Annotated in this window: 16 protein-coding genes; 8 read left to right on the top strand and 8 right to left on the bottom strand. The window is 41.4% G+C overall.

Going from position 1 to position 17,691, the window contains the following annotated elements; genetic code table 11:
* Nucleotides 1-119 precede the first annotated feature (119 nt).
* Nucleotides 120-995 carry an MBL fold metallo-hydrolase gene (locus CDG76_RS05380; RefSeq protein WP_094348057.1) on the bottom strand — a complete coding sequence of 292 codons (876 nt, stop codon included), beginning with the start codon at nucleotides 993-995 and terminating at the stop codon, nucleotides 120-122.
* Nucleotides 996-1,179: 184 nt separating this feature from the next.
* On the opposite strand from CDG76_RS05380, the gene CDG76_RS05375 reads away from it, so the two are divergent.
* Both CDG76_RS05375 and CDG76_RS05370 read left to right on the top strand, forming a co-directional pair.
* Complete coding sequence (locus CDG76_RS05375) at nucleotides 1,180-2,616, top strand: serine/threonine-protein kinase (protein WP_094348056.1); 1,437 nt, start codon at nucleotides 1,180-1,182, stop codon at nucleotides 2,614-2,616.
* 32 nt (nucleotides 2,617-2,648) lie between these two features.
* Nucleotides 2,649-2,852, top strand: a complete 204-nt coding sequence (locus CDG76_RS05370; protein ID WP_094348055.1) for a type II toxin-antitoxin system HicB family antitoxin — start codon at nucleotides 2,649-2,651, stop codon at nucleotides 2,850-2,852.
* Nucleotides 2,853-2,869: 17 nt separating this feature from the next.
* Here CDG76_RS05370 and CDG76_RS05365 read toward each other — a convergent pair whose 3' ends face one another.
* Together CDG76_RS05365 and CDG76_RS05360 are read right to left on the bottom strand one after the other, a co-directional pair.
* Complete coding sequence (locus CDG76_RS05365) at nucleotides 2,870-3,088, bottom strand: type II toxin-antitoxin system HicA family toxin (RefSeq protein WP_094348054.1); 219 nt, start codon at nucleotides 3,086-3,088, stop codon at nucleotides 2,870-2,872.
* Complete coding sequence (locus tag CDG76_RS05360; RefSeq protein ID WP_094348053.1) at nucleotides 3,088-3,330, bottom strand: type II toxin-antitoxin system HicB family antitoxin; 243 nt, start codon at nucleotides 3,328-3,330, stop codon at nucleotides 3,088-3,090. The genes CDG76_RS05365 and CDG76_RS05360 overlap by 1 nt, the downstream gene beginning before the upstream one ends.
* Before the next feature lie 23 nt (nucleotides 3,331-3,353).
* Between CDG76_RS05360 and CDG76_RS38965 the strand changes: the two genes are divergently transcribed.
* On the top strand, nucleotides 3,354-3,485 hold the full coding sequence (locus CDG76_RS38965) for a hypothetical protein (RefSeq protein ID WP_262984304.1): 132 nt from the start codon (nucleotides 3,354-3,356) through the stop codon (nucleotides 3,483-3,485).
* Here CDG76_RS38965 and CDG76_RS05355 read toward each other — a convergent pair.
* Together CDG76_RS05355 and CDG76_RS05350 are read right to left on the bottom strand one after the other, a co-directional pair.
* Complete coding sequence (locus CDG76_RS05355) at nucleotides 3,475-4,428, bottom strand: heme o synthase (RefSeq protein WP_094348052.1); 954 nt, start codon at nucleotides 4,426-4,428, stop codon at nucleotides 3,475-3,477. The genes CDG76_RS38965 and CDG76_RS05355 overlap by 11 nt on opposite strands.
* A 172-nt stretch (nucleotides 4,429-4,600) precedes the next feature.
* The gene (locus tag CDG76_RS05350) at nucleotides 4,601-5,596 is read right to left on the bottom strand and encodes a COX15/CtaA family protein (RefSeq protein WP_094348051.1); all 996 of its coding nucleotides are present in this window, start codon (nucleotides 5,594-5,596) and stop codon (nucleotides 4,601-4,603) included.
* A gap of 404 nt (nucleotides 5,597-6,000) precedes the next feature.
* On the opposite strand from CDG76_RS05350, the gene CDG76_RS05345 reads away from it, so the two are divergent.
* The 5 genes from CDG76_RS05345 (at nucleotide 6,001) to CDG76_RS05325 (ending at nucleotide 13,612) form a co-directional block, all read left to right on the top strand.
* Complete coding sequence (locus CDG76_RS05345; RefSeq protein WP_094348050.1) at nucleotides 6,001-7,113, top strand: cytochrome c oxidase subunit II; 1,113 nt, start codon at nucleotides 6,001-6,003, stop codon at nucleotides 7,111-7,113.
* A gap of 53 nt (nucleotides 7,114-7,166) precedes the next feature.
* A complete protein-coding gene (gene ctaD / locus CDG76_RS05340) occupies nucleotides 7,167-8,903 on the top strand; it encodes a cytochrome c oxidase subunit I (RefSeq protein ID WP_094348048.1) in 1,737 nt (578 codons plus the stop codon).
* A 139-nt stretch (nucleotides 8,904-9,042) separates the two neighbouring features.
* Nucleotides 9,043-9,669, top strand: coding sequence for a cytochrome c oxidase subunit 3 (locus CDG76_RS05335; protein WP_094348047.1), 627 nt, complete (start codon nucleotides 9,043-9,045; stop codon nucleotides 9,667-9,669).
* A 1,454-nt stretch (nucleotides 9,670-11,123) separates the two neighbouring features.
* The gene (locus tag CDG76_RS05330; protein WP_223265137.1) at nucleotides 11,124-12,377 is read left to right on the top strand and encodes a serine/threonine-protein kinase; all 1,254 of its coding nucleotides are present in this window, start codon (nucleotides 11,124-11,126) and stop codon (nucleotides 12,375-12,377) included.
* Between the two features lie 161 nt (nucleotides 12,378-12,538).
* The gene (locus CDG76_RS05325) at nucleotides 12,539-13,612 is read left to right on the top strand and encodes a PstS family phosphate ABC transporter substrate-binding protein (protein ID WP_094348045.1); all 1,074 of its coding nucleotides are present in this window, start codon (nucleotides 12,539-12,541) and stop codon (nucleotides 13,610-13,612) included.
* A 103-nt stretch (nucleotides 13,613-13,715) separates the two neighbouring features.
* Here CDG76_RS05325 and CDG76_RS05320 read toward each other — a convergent pair whose 3' ends face one another.
* The 3 genes from CDG76_RS05320 to CDG76_RS05310 all read right to left on the bottom strand — a co-directional run bounded on the left by CDG76_RS05320 (nucleotide 13,716) and on the right by CDG76_RS05310 (nucleotide 17,614).
* On the bottom strand, nucleotides 13,716-14,378 hold the full coding sequence (locus CDG76_RS05320) for a Uma2 family endonuclease (RefSeq protein WP_094348732.1): 663 nt from the start codon (nucleotides 14,376-14,378) through the stop codon (nucleotides 13,716-13,718).
* A gap of 190 nt (nucleotides 14,379-14,568) precedes the next feature.
* Complete coding sequence (locus CDG76_RS05315; protein WP_094348044.1) at nucleotides 14,569-16,332, bottom strand: tetratricopeptide repeat protein; 1,764 nt, start codon at nucleotides 16,330-16,332, stop codon at nucleotides 14,569-14,571.
* Complete coding sequence (locus CDG76_RS05310; RefSeq protein WP_094348043.1) at nucleotides 16,322-17,614, bottom strand: ATP-binding protein; 1,293 nt, start codon at nucleotides 17,612-17,614, stop codon at nucleotides 16,322-16,324. The genes CDG76_RS05315 and CDG76_RS05310 overlap by 11 nt, the downstream gene beginning before the upstream one ends.
* Nucleotides 17,615-17,691 lie beyond the last annotated feature (77 nt).

Below are 17,691 nucleotides of genomic sequence, written 5' to 3'. Positions count from 1 at the left end.
TCTCTCTCCTTTTAGGAGAGAGACTTTGAATTTACCCCTTTCCCGCGTCGGGAAGGGGATTAGGGGTTTAGATTTTTCCTGGGCTTTTCCATATAACGTGAAAAGTTAGTTATTTAATGTCAATTCAAAGATTCCATCAACTCAATACACTTGTGCATCTGCTGGTGCATGGTTTGCCTATCAGAATGAAACCTTCGTCCATGACCTGGTAGTACCCACTCAAAAGAGTAATTAGCCAAGTTACGCATTGATTTAGTCTGTTCTGACCAAGAATACCAGCAGGCTCCGTGGAATGCAGTCAGTTGGTGCAAGCTTTCTGACCAAGCGAGATGATCGCCAGTGAATAGAAACTTATTTTTGTAGAGTAAAACAGTTTGTCCTTTCGTGTGACCGGGAACTGGGATAATTAATAAATCTGGAGTCAAAGTAAATGGTTCAGAACCAGTTAGCTGTATTTCTACATTGCGAGTATCCGCAGTAATATCATCAGTGTGGAGGATGCGATCGCACTGAAAATGCTCGGCAAACTTTTGATGATCTGCGACATCATCCTTATGAGTTAGGTACATATAACGAATTGGTCCCAGTTCTTCTAAACGCTTGACTAAAGGCGGCGTAAATCGGGGAGAATCCACCAAAATGTTACCTTCTGGAAGTTGAATTAAATAGCTAGCAGCACCGTAAGATTTTTCAGAATGATAGCCGCAGTGGTAAACATTTTCTGCTACTAATATTGGAAACTGTTGTTGAGCAACTTTGATATCTTTTGGTTTTTCAACTGTGCCAATAGAACTAGTAGGACAAGCTAAAAGTGCTTCAAGTGCTGCTAATCTTTCCGCCTCATTCGTTGGTTGATGATAAACAGCCGATTGATCGTCAACATCATAAAATACTTCAGGAGCCATCCAGCGACAGGTATCACAATCAATACAGGTAGTATCTACATAAAAATCGCCGTTGACATTTTGAGAGCGACGCTGATTTAAATGAGCCATATTAATCCTTTTGCTTCCAGCCGCTTACTGGGGAGCGATAAACTCTATATCACTAAGCTAGCAAAAGTAAGTTGAGACTGTAGCCGCCACTAGAAGTAAATTTGCTCAAAAATATTAAGACTCGTGAAACCTAGTAAACAGAAAATGGGAAAACTTAATAGACACCATCTGCTTATTCCCAAATATGCTTTACTGTTCTAATTCCAGTTGTTCAAATCCTTTTAACCCTGATGACAATAAGTTTTGCATTAAGTGTGGACAAACACTAACACCATTACTCAGAAACCGTTTCCAAGTAATACGGCTTTTGGGTGAGGGTGGATTTAGCAGAACTTATGAAGCCAGGGATGCAGATAGGATAGACGAACCTTGCGTAATTAAGCAATTTGTCCCTCAATTTGAAGGAACGGCTGCACTGGAGAAAGCAACAGAGTTATTTAAGCAAGAGGCGAAGCGACTCTATGACTTGGGAGAACATCCACAAATTCCCCGTTTGATTGCTTATTTTGAACAGGATAAGCGGCTTTATTTGGTACAAGAGTTAATTGAGGGGCAGAATTTATTACAAGAATTGCAGCAGCAGGGAGCCTTTAGCGAAGAAAAAATCAAACAGCTTTTAACTGATTTATTACCTATCCTAAAGTTTATCCATGAACGCGGTGTAATTCACCGAGATATTAAGCCAGAAAATATCATGCGTCGTCTGGATGGCAAGCTAATATTAATTGATTTTGGTGTTTCTAAACAAATTACAAAAACTTTTGTAGGTGTTGGCACAACAGTAGGAACGCCTGGATATACACCATTAGAGCAAATGCGTGGTCAAGTTTTCCCTGCAAGTGACCTTTATAGTTTGGGTGTAACTTGTATTCGGCTATTAACTCAATGTTTACCAAAAGCAGATGGTTCTGATGAACTTTATGATGCGCTCAGAGGTTGCTGGTTCTGGAGAAAATTCTTGCCACAAGGTAGAAGTATTACTCCTGATTTTGGGCAAGTTTTAGATAAGTTAATTCAGGATTATGTGAAGGAACGCTATCAATCTGTTGATGAGGTAATAAAAAGTTTTAATCCTATAATTTATCCATCTTCTACATCCAGATATGGAAAATATATAAAAACTAATACATCTACCCAAGCAAATTATCGTATGCTCATGCAGGTAGATTACAACAAACTGGAGAATTTATTAAGACAACAAAGATGGAGAGATGCTGATGAAGAAACTATGGCTATCCTTCTCAAGATATCTGGTCGAGAAATAGAGAAGTGGCTTGACTTAGAATATATTACCAGATTCCACTGTGAGCTAATACGCACTATAAACAACCTCTGGGTCGATAACAGCTATGGAAAATTTGGATTCACTGTGCAGAGGTTAATTTGGGATAGTGTTGGGGGAAAATCTTCTAATAGCTATCAAATCTGGTGTGATTTTGGTAATAGCGTGGGATGGTGTATGAACAGTTCTTGGAAAAACTATAGTGACCTTAACTTTACTTTATCAGCACCTAAAGGACATCTACCAAGTGGAATTTTTATGTTATATCATGGGTTTGGTAATTGGACTTCTAGATTTTCTTGTCTAATTTCGCAACTCGAAAAATGTAATATTAAGTAAAATTTAGTAGTTTACATCCCAGAGGATTAGCTATGAAATGGCGCGTGATTCTTGAATCAGACCTAGAAACAGGCGATTGGGCTGTATGGTGTCCAGAGTTACCTGGCTGTACTTCAGCAGGAGAAACTGAAGAAGAAGCTTTGGAAAATATTAAAGAAGCAATTCAATTGTATTTACAGCCGGAATCAATTGAGTTAACCCCTAGTGCGATCGCACGAGAGATTATTGTCTCATGAGCGATCGCGCATATAATTTATAACGCTTCCCATTCATCTCTGCTTATATTAGCTTGACGTAATATTCTATTTAGTAAGCTTGGGCTGATGTCTCCCTGATGTGGATTGGGAATTGTCAGCTTTAATTCACCTTTCACCATGTATTGATGCTTACCACCTGGGTAAGGGCCATTAAAACCTGCATCTTTCAGATAACGAATCAAATCCCGCCGATTAATCGATCCAAAGGGTGGCATTAGGCGACCTCTTTGGTGAAATTCAGGTCAACACCATCAAGTATAGGTAGAGTATGACCCAAACGCAATCCTAAAATAATCCATCCTTCAAGAGCATCTTGCAAATCTTCCCGACAAGCTTCTAGTGTTGCAGCGTTTGCCCAAACTCCTTGACATTCTGGAATTTCGCTATAAAAAGTTCCATCCTCAAGCAACTCGTAGGTTGCTTTGTGCAATGCTGTACGAATGTAATTTGTCAACATTTAGATTTTTGATCAATTTGCCTATGACTGAAATTTTACTTTTAATCGCAAATCCGCCAAACTCTAATTATTATGTATATTTTTTAATTTCTGAAAATGCGATCGCGCCCCTTTACCAAACGCGATCGCTAAATTTTCCATCCCCTAAGCTATAAAATGCAACTGATTGATCGCTGCATTAATTAGATTATGGGTAATGGGAAGACTATCAACTACCATCCCCAGACACAACAGCATCATGTAGGAGATGGAAAAGAGAAACAACTCTCTAGCGACAGTGCGATCCTCTGGATTTTGCAACAGCCGCCAAGATTTGTGGATAAATAATCCTCCCAGAATTACAGCGATCGCAGCATAAAGAATTCCACTTGCGCCCAAGGGATATACCAATAACACGGTTGTAAATACTGTTACCAGCGTATAGTACCAAATCTGCTTTACAGTTGCCGTAGTACCTTCAATCACAGGTAACATTGGTATCCCAACTTTTGCGTAGTCATCTTTAATCATCAGAGCTAGCGCCCAGAAATGGGGTGGTGTCCACAAAAAGACGATGGCAAAAATCAGCCATGCTGACCAGCTTAATGTGCCTGTGACAGCAGCCCAACCCACTAAAGCCGGAATTGCCCCAGCCGCACCACCAACAACGATATTCTGAGGGGTGTGGCGTTTCAGCCAGTGGGTATAGACCAAAATGTAAAAGACGATGCCAGAGAAAGCTAGCAGCGCAGCTAACAGATTGGCAAATACTGCTAGGAGTGTAAAAGAAATCGTCGCCAGTGCGATCGCAAAAATTAGAGCATCGCGTGGCTGCACCTTACCCGAAGGTATCGGACGATGGCGCGTCCGCTCCATGTCATAATCAATATCCCGGTCATACACACAGTTAATCGTCTGGGCGCTTGCAGCAGCGAAAGTGCCACCAGTGAGAGTTACTAGCAACAGCAATGGGTCTACTTCTCCCTTAGCAGCAATCCACATACTTCCAGCCGTGGTGATCAAAAGCAACGGAATAATCCGAGGCTTGGTTAGCTGGTAATAACTTTGAACTACCTGTAAAAATGTTTCGTGGTGGCGAGAGACATTAGTCTCAATCATTTTGGCTCTGGTTCCTTATTTTTCAAAAACTTATATACAGCCCCCGCTCAGGCTGGCTCTTTCAGGCAAATGAAAACACAGATTTTCTGCACCTGCGTGGGTCGCAATACTCGCCGTTGCGACCATAATTTTGTGCTGAGTTAGGAGAGACGCGATTAATCGCGTACAGGAGTTAGGAGTTAGAAATTCTTCCTTCCGCTACTCCCCCTGTTCCCTCACTCCATACTCCGCAGTCATTGCTCAATACTGTGATGTCGCGGCTAGTAGCCCAGTCACGTAGTGATAAAACTGTGAAAGCCACCAAAGTACCTAGCAAAGTAGCTCCTATAGCTTGGTGAGAGACGGTGAGAGGTTCGACTTGGAGGTGTAATTTGAAGGTGGCAAATCCCAACAAGATTTGTAAGCTCAACAACGCACCAGCCATATTTGCCAGTCGCCGTAAGGCTGGATGTAGTGCTGGTGTCCGCCAACAGATAAATACCATTGCCAAGGTTGCCACTGTTGGTGGCACCAAACCAGCAATATGGCTGTACATCACAGTACAAAGTTGAGAACCGCCGAGGCATTGGTGTAGCGCCCAGCGAGAGCCTACCAAAGCACCTAGCAGACTTTGCAGGTAAACCAGAACAGCGGCAGTTAAACCAACCCAAGGCAACTTACCAACAGTTCCATTTCCCTGATAGGGCATGAGTGCTGTGCCGATAATCAGGAGGGTGGTAAAAAACAACAGCGCCGTTCCCAAATGGGCGGTAACAATATCAAACCGCAATAATTCGGTAACGGTGAGTCCCCCTAAAATACCTTGGAAGACGATTAGAAATAGGGCGAATGTAGATGCCCAAGGCAGCCAAGAGGGTAAGAAGCGACGACGCCACCAGGACAAACCGAAAAGTGCGATCGCGCTTACACCAATTAAAGCCGCATCCAATCTGTGAAACCACTCCAAAAATACTTGGAGATTCATTTGCTTGGCTGGCACGAGTTCGCCATAGCATAAGGGCCAGTCTGGGCAAGCAAGCCCTGCATTCATGACGCGGGTGGCACTGCCTATTGCCATCAAAATTAAGGTGGCTATGCACATTTTCCACACCAAGCGCCGAATCATTTCCTTGGGCTTTTGCTGCTGAAGAGCCGCTTCATTTTGTTGTTGTAGGACAAATTCGCTCATGAACGATACCTTCTGCCCGCTCTTGGTGGCTCTCTTAAAATTTTCAATTTTCTTTTAGTGTCCCATCTCCACCCTAGCGTATAGGCTATGGGTTTATAGATTAGCACTCACTTATACTTTGAATCACTCCAGCAAAGTTTTGTCTGAAGCTTTAGGTATTTTTCAAGATGTCAAAAATTGATTAATCACAATTAATTTAAGCATTCTAAATTTTTTCTTAATTTTTTTCACTAGTTTGCATCTATTTTTGGCGTTGTATGATAGGAAACTCATACTCAAAATTAGTGAAATAGGCAAAAAAATTAATAAAAATTTCAGACCTTTGTCCCCCATGTCTGACAGCCTAGACTACCTTAGTAAGTGAGCAGGTTTAAGATAACGTAGTAAATTCAATTAAGTAAGCCGTGAAGATTCCAAGTTCAATCTGGACATTACTCATTGGCATCGTGCTAACGCTCGCCAGCTTTTGGTACGGTCAAAATCACGGTCTGTTGCCAGCAGCAGCCACGGATGAAGCCGTATTAGTGGATGGTCTGTTCAACGCGATGATGATCGTTTCTACAGGTATATTCCTGCTCGTTGAAGGTATTTTAATTTACTCTGCATTTAAATATCGTCGGCGTGCAGGTGACAATGAAGACGGCCCACCAGTTGAGGGCAATGTACCTTTAGAAATTCTCTGGACGGCGATCCCAGCAATTATCGTTATCGGTATTTCTGTTTACAGCTTTGATGTGTACAACGAAATCGGTGGCTTTGATCCCCATGCTATCCATGAAGCACCGATGAGTCAGGAGTCGATGAAAATGCCAGGGCATGGGAGTGCGTTCGCGCAGCGTGCGGGAACCGCACTCGCTGCAACTTTAAGCGATACACCTCCCAGCACTGAACCCAACCTCAATCAAGAAAAATCTGATGAGGCAATGCAAGACCCCGCTACGGCAGAAGTCCGCAATGCTGACCAAATTCCCCAACTGCGGAATGCCCCAGGTGTAGGTATTGTTGCTCCGACAATTGGGGGCACTCCTGATAAAGCAGGTAAACCAGCAGAATTACAAGTCAACGTCACTGGTCTACAATATGCCTGGATTTTCACCTATCCTGAAACTGGTATAACTACAGGTGAAATGCACGTCCCCATCGGGCGAGAAGTGCAAATCAGTATGACAGCTAACGATGTCATCCACGCTTTCTGGGTTCCAGAATTCCGCCTAAAACAAGATGCGATCCCCGGTAGGCAAAGCGAGATTCGCTTCACCCCCAAAAAAGCAGGAGATTATGTCCTCATCTGTGCCGAACTTTGTGGCCCCTACCACGGTGCAATGAGAGCGCCAGTAGTTGTTGAGCCACAAGAAGCCTTTGACAAATGGATGCAAGAACAGCTAGTTGCCAGCAAAGAAACGCTGAATCAAGCGATCGCTGTTAATCCTACCGATTTATCCCCAAATGAATTTCTTGCTCCTTACACCAAGGACATGGGAATTAAGCCAGAAATCCTTCATCAAGTTCACCATTAGTCAACAATCCACCTAAAAAAGTAATAAATCAGCACTCAGCACTCAGCACTCTTATGACACAAGCTCAGTTGCAAGAAACTGCCAATATCCCTGCCCTTAGTGAGGAACCAGGGGTCAGAAAATGGCAAGACTTCTTTGGCTTTCAAACCGACCATAAGGTGATTGGGATTCAATACCTAGTCACTTCGTTTATTTTCTACTGCATTGGCGGCGTCATGGCTGACTTGGTTCGCACAGAACTGCGAACTCCAGAGATAGATTTTGTTACCCCAGAAGTCTACAACAGTCTGTTTACGCTGCACGCCACGATCATGATTTTCTTGTGGATTGTGCCAACCGGGGCAGGGTTTGCTAACTATCTAATTCCCCTGATGATTGGGGCAAAAGATATGGCATTTCCTCGGCTGAATGCTGTTGCCTTTTGGATGATCCCGCCTGCGGGTATATTGCTGATCGCCAGTTTAGCGGTAGGCGATGCACCGGATGCAGGTTGGACTTCCTACCCTCCCCTGAGTTTGGTAACAGGACAAGTGGGGCAAGGCATTTGGATTATGAGTGTCTTGCTGCTGGGTACATCATCTATTTTGGGGGCGATAAATTTCCTGGTAACATTGATCAAGATGCGTATCCCCAGCATGGACATACACAAAATGCCTTTGTTCTGCTGGGCAATGTTTGCCACTTCGGCGCTAGTTTTGCTATCAACCCCAGTCTTAGCAGCAGGTCTGATTCTGCTTGCCTTTGACTTAATTGCCGGGACAACATTTTTTAACCCAACTGGCGGTGGCGACCCGGTAGTATACCAACACATGTTCTGGTTTTACTCCCACCCAGCGGTTTACATCATGATTTTGCCCTTCTTTGGCGCAATTTCAGAAATTATCCCCATTCATTCTCGCAAGCCGATTTTTGGCTATAAAGCGATCGCTTATTCGTCTCTTGCCATTAGCTTTTTGGGGCTAATTGTTTGGGCGCACCATATGTTTACCAGCGGTATCCCCGGTTGGTTGCGGATGTTTTTTATGATCACCACCATGATCATTGCCGTACCCACAGGAATTAAAATTTTCAGCTGGTTAGCAACCATGTGGGGTGGAAAAATCCGCCTTAACAGCGCCATGCTATTCGCCATCGGCTTTGTTGGCACTTTTGTAATCGGCGGGATTAGTGGCGTGATGTTGGCAGCAGTGCCCTTTGATATTCACGTTCACGATACTTATTTTGTAGTTGCCCACTTACACTACGTCCTATTTGGCGGTAGTGTATTAGGAATTTTTGCTGGTATTTACCACTGGTTCCCGAAAATGACGGGACGAATGATAAACGAATTTTGGGGTAAGGTTCACTTTGCCTTGACTATTGTGGGTCTCAACATGACCTTTTTACCCATGCACAAACTGGGTTTAATGGGCATGAATCGCCGTATCGCCCAATATGACCCCAAATTCACCACACTGAACGAAATCTGCACCTATGGTTCTTACATATTGGCAATTTCGACATTCCCCTTCATCATCAATGCGATTTGGAGTTGGTTATACGGTGAGAAAGCTGGTAATAATCCCTGGAGGGCACTTACCTTAGAGTGGATGACAACCTCACCACCTGCGATCGAAAATTTCGATCAAACTCCAGTACTGGCTACAGGCCCCTACGACTACGGGTTGGAAAATGCTAATGAAGGTGTACCTTTATACGATCCCAATCCCGTCTTATCTGGTGGTCCCAATTCAGTATTAAGAGCAGAACCCGACCCAGCGGTTGCTGCCAATCCCGAAGACCGGAAATAAACAGGGGACTGGTGACTAGGGAATAAATTCAAACAAAATACTATTTTCCAATACCCAGTTCCCAATCGCCAATCGCCAATCCCCAATCCCCAATCCNCAATCCCCAATCCCCAATCCCCAATCCCACTTATCAAAATTCATGCAAAGTCAAACTATTGACCCAGCTAAAACGGAACTGAATCATCACCACGCGGCGGAAGCGTCCGTCGGTCATCATGAAGAACATCCAGACCATCGCCTGTTTGGGCTAATTGTTTTCCTGATTGCTGAAGGGATGATTTTTATGGGACTGTTCGGAGCCTATTTGGCTTTCCGTGCGACCTTACCTGTGTGGCCGCCAGCAGGTACCCCAGAATTAGAACTATTGCTACCTGGAGTTAACACCATCAATCTAATTTCTAGTAGTTTTGTCATGCACAATGCCGACACTGCTATTAAAAAGAACGATACACGGGGTGCGCGAATCTGGTTAGCAATTACCGCTGCAATGGGTGCTATTTTCTTGATAGGTCAAGTATATGAATATACCCATTTAGAATTTGGTTTAACTACCAATTTATTTGCCAGTGCATTCTACGTTTTGACTGGGTTCCACGGATTGCACGTTACTATCGGCGTTTTGGCAATTGTTGCTGTGTTGTGGCGATCGCGCGTTCCGGGTCACTATAGTAACGAAAAGCACTTTGGTATTGAAGCAGCCGAAATCTACTGGCACTTCGTTGACGTGATTTGGATTATTTTGTTCGGATTACTGTATCTACTGTAAGTATTAATTAATTAGTTGTTCAATCCACGCGGACAACTTAATAAGCCCCCACTAGGGGGCTTTTTTAATTAACAGAATAAAAATATCAGTGAAAAAGATTGTAGAGACGTAGGAGTGCTACCCTTATACAATGGTTACAGATAAGGCATATTTATCATTTTGCTAAAAAAGTTAAATGAAAGATATATAAAAACAAGCTAAGACTATTCCCACTATTACTTTTGCTAGATGCAATTGAGTTATTGGAAGTGATAAGGATGCAAGTAAAGTAAAAGGTAGGAAAAGTCGGAAACGTAGGATGTTTTGAAGAAAGTATTGAATAACCAGTTAATATACTGTAAATTGATATTCTAAGGACTGAGTAAACCAATAAATAAAGAAAGTTCGCAAATTTATGCGGATTTAATTTAAGGCAATGCCGTCCTAATATTTCTTCTAGTCATAAAAGTAGAAACTTGAAGTTATTGAAGAGATTGCAAGTATTGTAATTCGCAATTTTGCTTTCTCGTTTAAGTAGTTGATAAGCTAAAACACATTTAATTTGCATATTAAAATTTTCTCAATGTCTTGTGGGGTGGGCATCTTGTCCGCCCTGATTATGCAACTTTAATGCTGATTAGCTTACCAATTAAAAAAATGTTTACGACAGATAACCCAACCAGCGCTGACGCGTACCCTCGCCTTGCTAAGGGTAGGTAGGGATGGATTCTTTTTTAAGAATTGGTATCACACGTGTTAATTGCTGATTAACCAAGGTTTTACCCCACCCTAACCCTCCCCGATATATTGGGGAGGGAACTAAATTTCCTGTTTCCCCCCAAAATATCGGGGGGATTAAGGGGGGTAATTCGACTTGTGTGTACACCGTAGCCTTAATAAGGGGGGAACCGGAAAAACATCTATCAAAATCCCCCTTAAAAAGGGGGATTTAGGGGGATCAAGATATGTGCAACTTCACATTAAATTGGTATTACCTCAAAAAGCCTTACTCGATATTTAACTCAAAAACTTACCCGATATTTTTTAGTTTTTTCGTCAAACTCACAGTGATCTGACAATGCGATCGCAGTTGGTGATGACTAAAATCTGGTAACAAAACTGTGGCGAACACTGTAAGGGTATTTGTGCCTTTAAATTTCACTCTTCAAGGTTTTGTCAGTAATCAGACTTAACAGTTAAAATAAATAACCATCCTGACTCATAAATATTAATTATTCTCTGCCCACAATTTAAATCCTGTGGAATAGTGTTAAATTTACTTAAGTGATAATATTACAAAAGTATTTCATAAATTAATTTTGTATTAAGATACTTATAAGGGTATTAAACAAAGCAATCAAGCAACTAAGCGATGGCTAACTGCCGCAAATACCAGTAAATCTAGCAGCAAGCAGTTATCCATAACCTCACTCAAGCTCTGAATGGTCAGTAAATTAAGAAGTAGTATACGCCACATGAGCCAGAACCCTCTAGTCAGAAAAACACTCCGAAGTCGCTTTGAAACTGTCAAAGTGATGGGAAGCGGAGAATCTGGTAATACTTACTTAGTAGGGGGTGCTACACGTAACAGGCATAGATACTCTCTCAACAGAAAAACACTTCGGAATCGCTTTGAGATTGTCAAACACTTAGGAAGCGGAGGATCTGGTGATACTTACTTGGCTATTGACTTGGATTTACCAGGACAACCTCATTGTGTCGTTAAACATTTCCACCCGAAAGATTCCAACCCTGCTGTTCTACCCATCGCTAAAAAGCTATTCGATCGAGAAGCGGAAGTTTTATACCAGCTAGGCAACGACCACGATCAAATTCCGAGACTGTTTGCCCATTTTAATGAAGATGGAGATTTCTATTTAGTCCAGGAATTTATTGACGGTCATGCGTTGACTCAAGAAATTGTCCCAGGTCAGCGTCTTAACGAGAATACAGTCGTAAATTTATTAAAAGATATCCTAGAAGTACTGGCTTTCGTCCACCAACACGATATTATTCACCGAGATATTAAGCCTCAAAACTTAATGCGGCGGTACTCCGATCAAAAGATTGTGCTAATTGATTTTGGGAGTATTAAGAAAATTGGTGCTTTGGGAGCAGGCTTAACAATTGCTGTTGGCACTCCTGGCTATATGCCAAGCGAACAAGCTAAAGGAAAGCCAAAACTTTGCAGCGATATCTATGCAGTCGGGATGATTGGCATTCAAGCTTTAACAGGTCTAATACCTGAGCAATTACCAGAAGATCCCAGTACTGGAGAAGTTATCTGGCGCGACAAGGCAGAGGTCAGTGATACTCTGGCAAATATTTTAGATACAATGGTTCGCGATCGCTACAACCAGCGTTATCAGTCTGCCACAGAAGCTTTACAAGCACTTAATTCTGATGTAGCGCTGTCACAGTCTTCACAATCTGCTGACATCAACCACAAGGCTGATGATACCTATTTGCTAACTTATAGAAACTTTATTTTACTCCTGGGCATCGGTCTTGGTGCAACCACTAGTTTGATAGTAATAGTTTTAATCTACACATTTATTAATACGGGGACATCGCTTCCAAATCAACCTACTCCACTCAAGAGTTTTCTAGAAAGATTTGTTGAGTTCCCGTTAACTAATACAAGTAGTCTACTAGCTAAATCAGCATCTAACAGAAGAATCTGTCAAAGCAATTGCACCATTGCAAAAACTACCAAAGAGCAAATTTAATCTCACTAAATTAGAAAGATTAATCATCTAGCAGCAATCATCAGACTGGCTATTAACTAGCTATTACAAATTTACTGTAAATTTAAATATTTCAAGATTACTGTAGGATAAATACTTAGATATTCCTGTAAGATAAATACAACTAAAGAAAATTTAAAAATATGGACAATACAAATCAAAGAAAAGCTTTAATTAACAGCGAAATCTCCCTCTTTCTTAGAGGTTTGATTATTGGTAAAGTTCTCACACTTATGGTTATTGGCGGATTACTTTGGTGGTTATTGAAGCCAAATTTATTGTCCCGCAACAGCGTTAATTCCTCTAATCAAAATTTCAATCGCGTCTCTAATAATGAATCAACTTTTCAGACAGTTGCTGATGTTCCCCCTGCCTCATTCAACTACGGAGGTAGTACCGCTTGGGCATCCATTCGGCAATTGGTAGATTCTCAGATCCAGAGCGATCGCCCGGAACTACAATTACGCTATGTAAACCCTGTTAATGGTAGTCCTGGTTCTAGCTCCGGCATTCGGATGTTGCTCGATGGGAAACTAGACTTTGCTCAGTCCTCTCGTCCCCTCACAGATGAAGAACAAGCTACAGCAAAAGAGCGAGGCTTCACCCTTGAGCAACGTCAGGTGGGTATGGATGGGATAGCAGTGGTAGTCAATCCATCACTCAATGTGCCTGGTCTAAGTGTTGAACAATTGCAGCAAATTTATTTAGGGAAAATTACTAACTGGAATCAAGTCGGTGGGCCAAATCTACCCATCACCGCTTTTTCTCAACGACCAGAGGACGCAGATACAGTAATATTCCCTAGCAATAGCGACTTAAAAGGGCAAGCATTTGGCTCTAATGTGCAATATGTTTACTCTGCTACAGAAGCAGTGCGCCAACTCAGTAAAACCCCTGGTGGTGTGTATTACGCTTCTGCCCGTTCAGTAGTCTTTCAATGTAGCGTGAAGGCTTTGCCATTGGGTAGCACTTCTGGTCAGCTTATTACCCCGTATCGGGAGCCGATGGTTTCGCCTGAGCAATGTCCACGTCAGCGCAACCAGCTAAATACTCAAGCGATCAAAAATGGCAGCTATCCAATGATTGCTAATTTGTTTGTGATTATTAAGCAGAATAAAGGTTCAGAACAGCAGATTGGAAATGCTTATGCCAATCTTTTATTAACTGACCAGGGACAAAGAGCAATCGAGCAAGCTGGTTTCGTTGGCATTCGCTAGTAGATTTATTTGAAGGACAATTGAGCAAGCTTTCCAGAGATACCCGACTTGTTTAAGAGGTCGGGTATCTTATCTAGAAGTATAGACTTGTGCGCGATCGCGGCTACGACTGGGAACTACCAGCTTGCAGAATCTGTTGAGCAATCAGGTTTAGTTCGGGAAAAATAGGTGATACGATGCGGTCATCGCCTCTAAATTGAGTAACTCGGTATTCACCGTCAACTAATTGGTAGATAGAGATAGTAGGTTGTTTAGGATTACCGATAAACTTTTTACCACCAATAGCTAAATAATCAACAATCCAATATTCTTTTATCCCTATTTGTTCATATTCACCTAGCTTTTTATAATAATCATCCCGCCAGTTAGTACTAATAACTTCAATCACTAAAGGAATAGAATCGGCAAACTCAACTGTAGAATATTTCTGCCAAAGTGGCTCTAACTTTAAAGCAGGACGGTTGAGTAATAGCAAGTCTGGAGAATAGCAGGACTGACTAATAGCAGATTTAACTAATGCTGTTTTTGGGATGAAATAAGGTAGACCATTGCGAACGTACTCAACGGCAATTTTTTCAACCAAAAACCCGACAATATCTTCATGGTCTCCTACTGGTTGTGCCATTTCAACAATCACGCCATCATGTAATTCATACCTTCCACCTTCAGGACGCCAAGCTGCAAAATCTTCAAAAGTTACTAATTTGGGTATAGCTTGAGTATTTAGCTGGTTGCGCTGACGTGGACATTGCTCAGGCGAAACCATCGGCTCCCGATACGGGGCAATAAGCTGNACCTTATAGCGTTTACTAATCATAAAAGGTACATCATAGTCCCCTCTCGAAGAGCGGGGAGGGGGTTGGGGGTGGGGTTCTTGTACCTCACTCAACCGAGAACCGCTATAAGTCATTGTTATTAGGTTTTTCATCACAGATCATTCAAATCGCTACTTCCTTTTAATTATTCTGCATTGCTGTGGCAAGCTTCTCTAAATTTTGACGAACAGTAACACTACGGTGATGATTTACACCCCAGACTCGTTCACAAATATTTAAAGCTTGTAAATAAAGCAATTCTGCTTCACCGTAACGTCCAGTTGCACGATAAATTTCTGCCAGATTATTGAGACTTTCGGCAACATTAGGATGATTTTCTCCCAATAGGTGCTTATCAAGTTCTAAGGCTTTTATACATAAGGGTTCCGCTTCATTGTAACGTCCCTGTTCCCTGTACATATAACCAAGAGCATAGATAGTATCTGCTAAAAGTGGATGCGCTTTTTGTAATACATGCTGCTTGAGTTCCAATGATTCTAAAAACAAAGATTCCGCTTCCTCATAGCGTCCTTGAGCGCGGTATATTAAACCTAAATTGTGCAAATCTGTGGCAACATCAGGATTTTCTTCTCCCAAAAATCGCTTATCTAATTCTATTGCTTGTTGCGATAATGGTTCAGCTTCACTGTAGCGTCCTTGATGATAATAAAGTAGCGCTAAATTATTTAGTATGAGAGCGAAAGAAAGATGATTTTCACCAACCAGACGTTTTTCAAGTTCTAATGATTGCAAATACAGGGGTTCTGCTTCGTCATAACGTCCTTGTTCATCATATAGTAATGCCAAATTGTTGAGACTGACGGCAACATCGGCATGGTTTTCTCCCCAGAGTCCTTTCCTCAGTTCTAAAGCTTGTTGATATAGAAGTTCTGCTTTATTATATTGCCCAGTTGATTTATAAAGTCCTGCCAAATTATTCAGGCTAGTAGCAAAAGCCGGATGATTTTCTCCTAACAGGCGTTTCCTCAATTCTAAAGCTTGTTTATATAAGGGTTCGGCTTCAGTGTAGTTTCCGATTGCACGATATATTCCTGCTAAATTGTTGAGGCTATTAGCTAAGTCTATCTGCAAACCTAATTCATTTTGTAGCTCACTCGCCTGACGCCAATATTTAATTGCTAATTCCTGTTCTTCTTGATAATTTTGAGATTCACCCCGATCTAATCTGCTGTGGTAAATATCGCCCAATCTTGAGTATAACGTAGCCAAGGTAGGATCTTTCGTTCCCTGTTCTTGTTCTACTTTCTCGATTAACCTTTGTAAATCTTGAATGGGTAAGAAAAAGCGATTAGTTTCATTAGTATCTGTGCTGGCTAATTCTGTGTCTCGAAAAACAAAGCGGATATTTTCTAGTTCTTTACCAGGAATAGCATTTGTCTTTTTAGATTCAAACCGAAATACACCATTGCGCCAACTCCAAAAATCAGGGGCTTTTTTAATCAGGCTGACTAAAATTTGGTTAGTTACCCAAAGCACAATCGCAAAGGGAAATTCGCGCAATCCTTCCCTTGTCCACTGTAAGTAACCAAAAAATTTCTCCTGTTCTGATTGCTCATTTCCCAATCTGAGAAAATAAAGTTGTTCAGCACCCGTCACAGTAATCACCGCCGGCTTCTGCTGACGGAGATATTCTTCTTGTTGTACCAGTTGGTTAAGAGCAGCTTTCAGGCTTGGTTCTTGACGTGGTAAAGTTACTCGATATGCACCGAAGGCGGGTTGTAGTTCAGCTTCATACTGAGTAATAATCTGCTCGCGAAAGCTAGCATCATCGCAAACCGCAATCAGTAAATTTAAGCCCCGCTTTTGAGCTTCAATAGAAACAATTAAATCATCATACGCATCCTGATTTTCTCCTTCATCATCTAATAAATCTTCATTTAACATTAATGGCTCCCTGTCTTCTCAAGCTTTCGATAATAATTGGATGAACATCATACCAAGTTTCATCGGTGCGATATTCTAGAACATACAGCCCATGTAACAAATCTAAAAACTCTGCTTGTTTGGGATCGTTGGGCATAAATTGTTCATAAACGCTCTGCAAAATATCGATATCAGTTTTTCCTAAGCGTATGGAAAAATCATTGCGAATTTTATTGATTGCTTGCAGAAGAATTTTATCATCAATGATAACTTTGGCTGAAGGATTACGCCGGATAGTCCGCAAACATATACGGCAACATTCCTTAGAAATGCGAATTAACTCTCGTAATACACCACCACTGTAAATTACGATTTTTTCAGCAGTTTCAGGCGCAATTAATTCACTAGGAATCCGCTTTTGTAAAACTTCACCAAGAATCTTTGTCGCTTCCCGGCGAGGTTGGGCATTTGGGAAGCGGTTTTTACCTTTATCAAATATTTTTAAGACAGGCATTGCCACAACTTGATCGTTGGTTTCAGTGGCAATAATTGTGCTAATAAATGTTTCTCGAAGGACTGCGATTGGGATGGTGTAGATAATTTGAAAGTTAGGTTGACAGAGAGCTTTAATGTTATCTCGATAAATTTCGTTAACTCTACCTAAGTCAAGTTTATCTAAATCATCAATAATTACTAAAACGTTTTGTTTAGTTGCAGCTTGAATTAGAGCAGCGATTTCGTTAATTCTGGCAACTAAATCTGATAACTTGCGTTCAAATTCTTGCTTAATTTCATCCCGAACGCTTGCATCAGCTTTTAATTTAGAACTAATCAATTTTAAGAGGTCAAAACCTATACTAGCTTCTGCTTGCAAATTTAATTCTTCAGTGCGAGTGCGGGTAGCAAACCACTTATAAAGAGCTTCTTTAGTAGATTGTGGAATATCAACTTTGCGGGCTTCGGCCTCTGTCATTAAATTAACTGCGATCGCAAACAGTATATTAATATGATTAACAGCCGACATTTCAATTTTGTCAGCAATAGAAAAGAGAACTACAAAATATTTATCTTGAATTTGTCGGCTAAACTCAGCTAACAAAGTAGACTTACCACATCCCCGATGTCCTGTAAAGACAATTTTGCCATCTCTATTAGGACTATCTTCGACTAATTGGTTCAGGTCTGCAATTAAATCATCACCATATTCGACTCTAAATCTTTCCATTTCGTTCCGTTCCATCAACGGAAACAGTTCGAGATTGCTGTATGCTTCTTGAAAGGAGTTTAATAAGTCTTCAGACATTGGATAGTGCCGTAAACGTGCTAACTATTCATATAATGGCTCATGATTTTTGAAGCACAAGTTTAGGTCATGTCTAG

The sequence above is a fragment of the Nostoc sp. 'Peltigera membranacea cyanobiont' 210A genome, assembly GCF_002246015.1.
Lineage (GTDB): Bacteria > Cyanobacteriota > Cyanobacteriia > Cyanobacteriales > Nostocaceae > Nostoc.
The sequence above is the reverse complement of the archived record's forward strand: the minus strand, read 5'-3'. Positions and strand labels throughout refer to the sequence as shown.

Bases quoted from the DNA above. Each gene is read 5' to 3' on its own strand.
- CDG76_RS05380 (WP_094348057.1), bottom strand. From the start codon at position 995: ATGGCTCATTTAAATCAGCGTCGCTCTCAAAATGTCAACGGCGATTTT.
- CDG76_RS05375 (WP_094348056.1), top strand. From the start codon at position 1,180: ATGCTTTACTGTTCTAATTCCAGTTGTTCAAATCCTTTTAACCCTGAT.
- CDG76_RS05370 (WP_094348055.1), top strand. From the start codon at position 2,649: ATGAAATGGCGCGTGATTCTTGAATCAGACCTAGAAACAGGCGATTGG.
- CDG76_RS05365 (WP_094348054.1), bottom strand. From the start codon at position 3,088: ATGCCACCCTTTGGATCGATTAATCGGCGGGATTTGATTCGTTATCTG.
- CDG76_RS05360 (WP_094348053.1), bottom strand. From the start codon at position 3,330: ATGTTGACAAATTACATTCGTACAGCATTGCACAAAGCAACCTACGAG.
- CDG76_RS38965 (WP_262984304.1), top strand. From the start codon at position 3,354: ATGACTGAAATTTTACTTTTAATCGCAAATCCGCCAAACTCTAATTAT.
- CDG76_RS05355 (WP_094348052.1), bottom strand. From the start codon at position 4,428: ATGATTGAGACTAATGTCTCTCGCCACCACGAAACATTTTTACAGGTA.
- CDG76_RS05350 (WP_094348051.1), bottom strand. From the start codon at position 5,596: ATGAGCGAATTTGTCCTACAACAACAAAATGAAGCGGCTCTTCAGCAG.
- ctaD (WP_094348048.1), top strand. From the start codon at position 7,167: ATGACACAAGCTCAGTTGCAAGAAACTGCCAATATCCCTGCCCTTAGT.
- CDG76_RS05335 (WP_094348047.1), top strand. From the start codon at position 9,043: ATGCAAAGTCAAACTATTGACCCAGCTAAAACGGAACTGAATCATCAC.
- CDG76_RS05330 (WP_223265137.1), top strand. From the start codon at position 11,124: ATGAGCCAGAACCCTCTAGTCAGAAAAACACTCCGAAGTCGCTTTGAA.
- CDG76_RS05325 (WP_094348045.1), top strand. From the start codon at position 12,539: ATGGACAATACAAATCAAAGAAAAGCTTTAATTAACAGCGAAATCTCC.
- CDG76_RS05320 (WP_094348732.1), bottom strand. From the start codon at position 14,378: ATGGTTTCGCCTGAGCAATGTCCACGTCAGCGCAACCAGCTAAATACT.
- CDG76_RS05315 (WP_094348044.1), bottom strand. From the start codon at position 16,332: ATGTTAAATGAAGATTTATTAGATGATGAAGGAGAAAATCAGGATGCG.
- CDG76_RS05310 (WP_094348043.1), bottom strand. From the start codon at position 17,614: ATGTCTGAAGACTTATTAAACTCCTTTCAAGAAGCATACAGCAATCTC.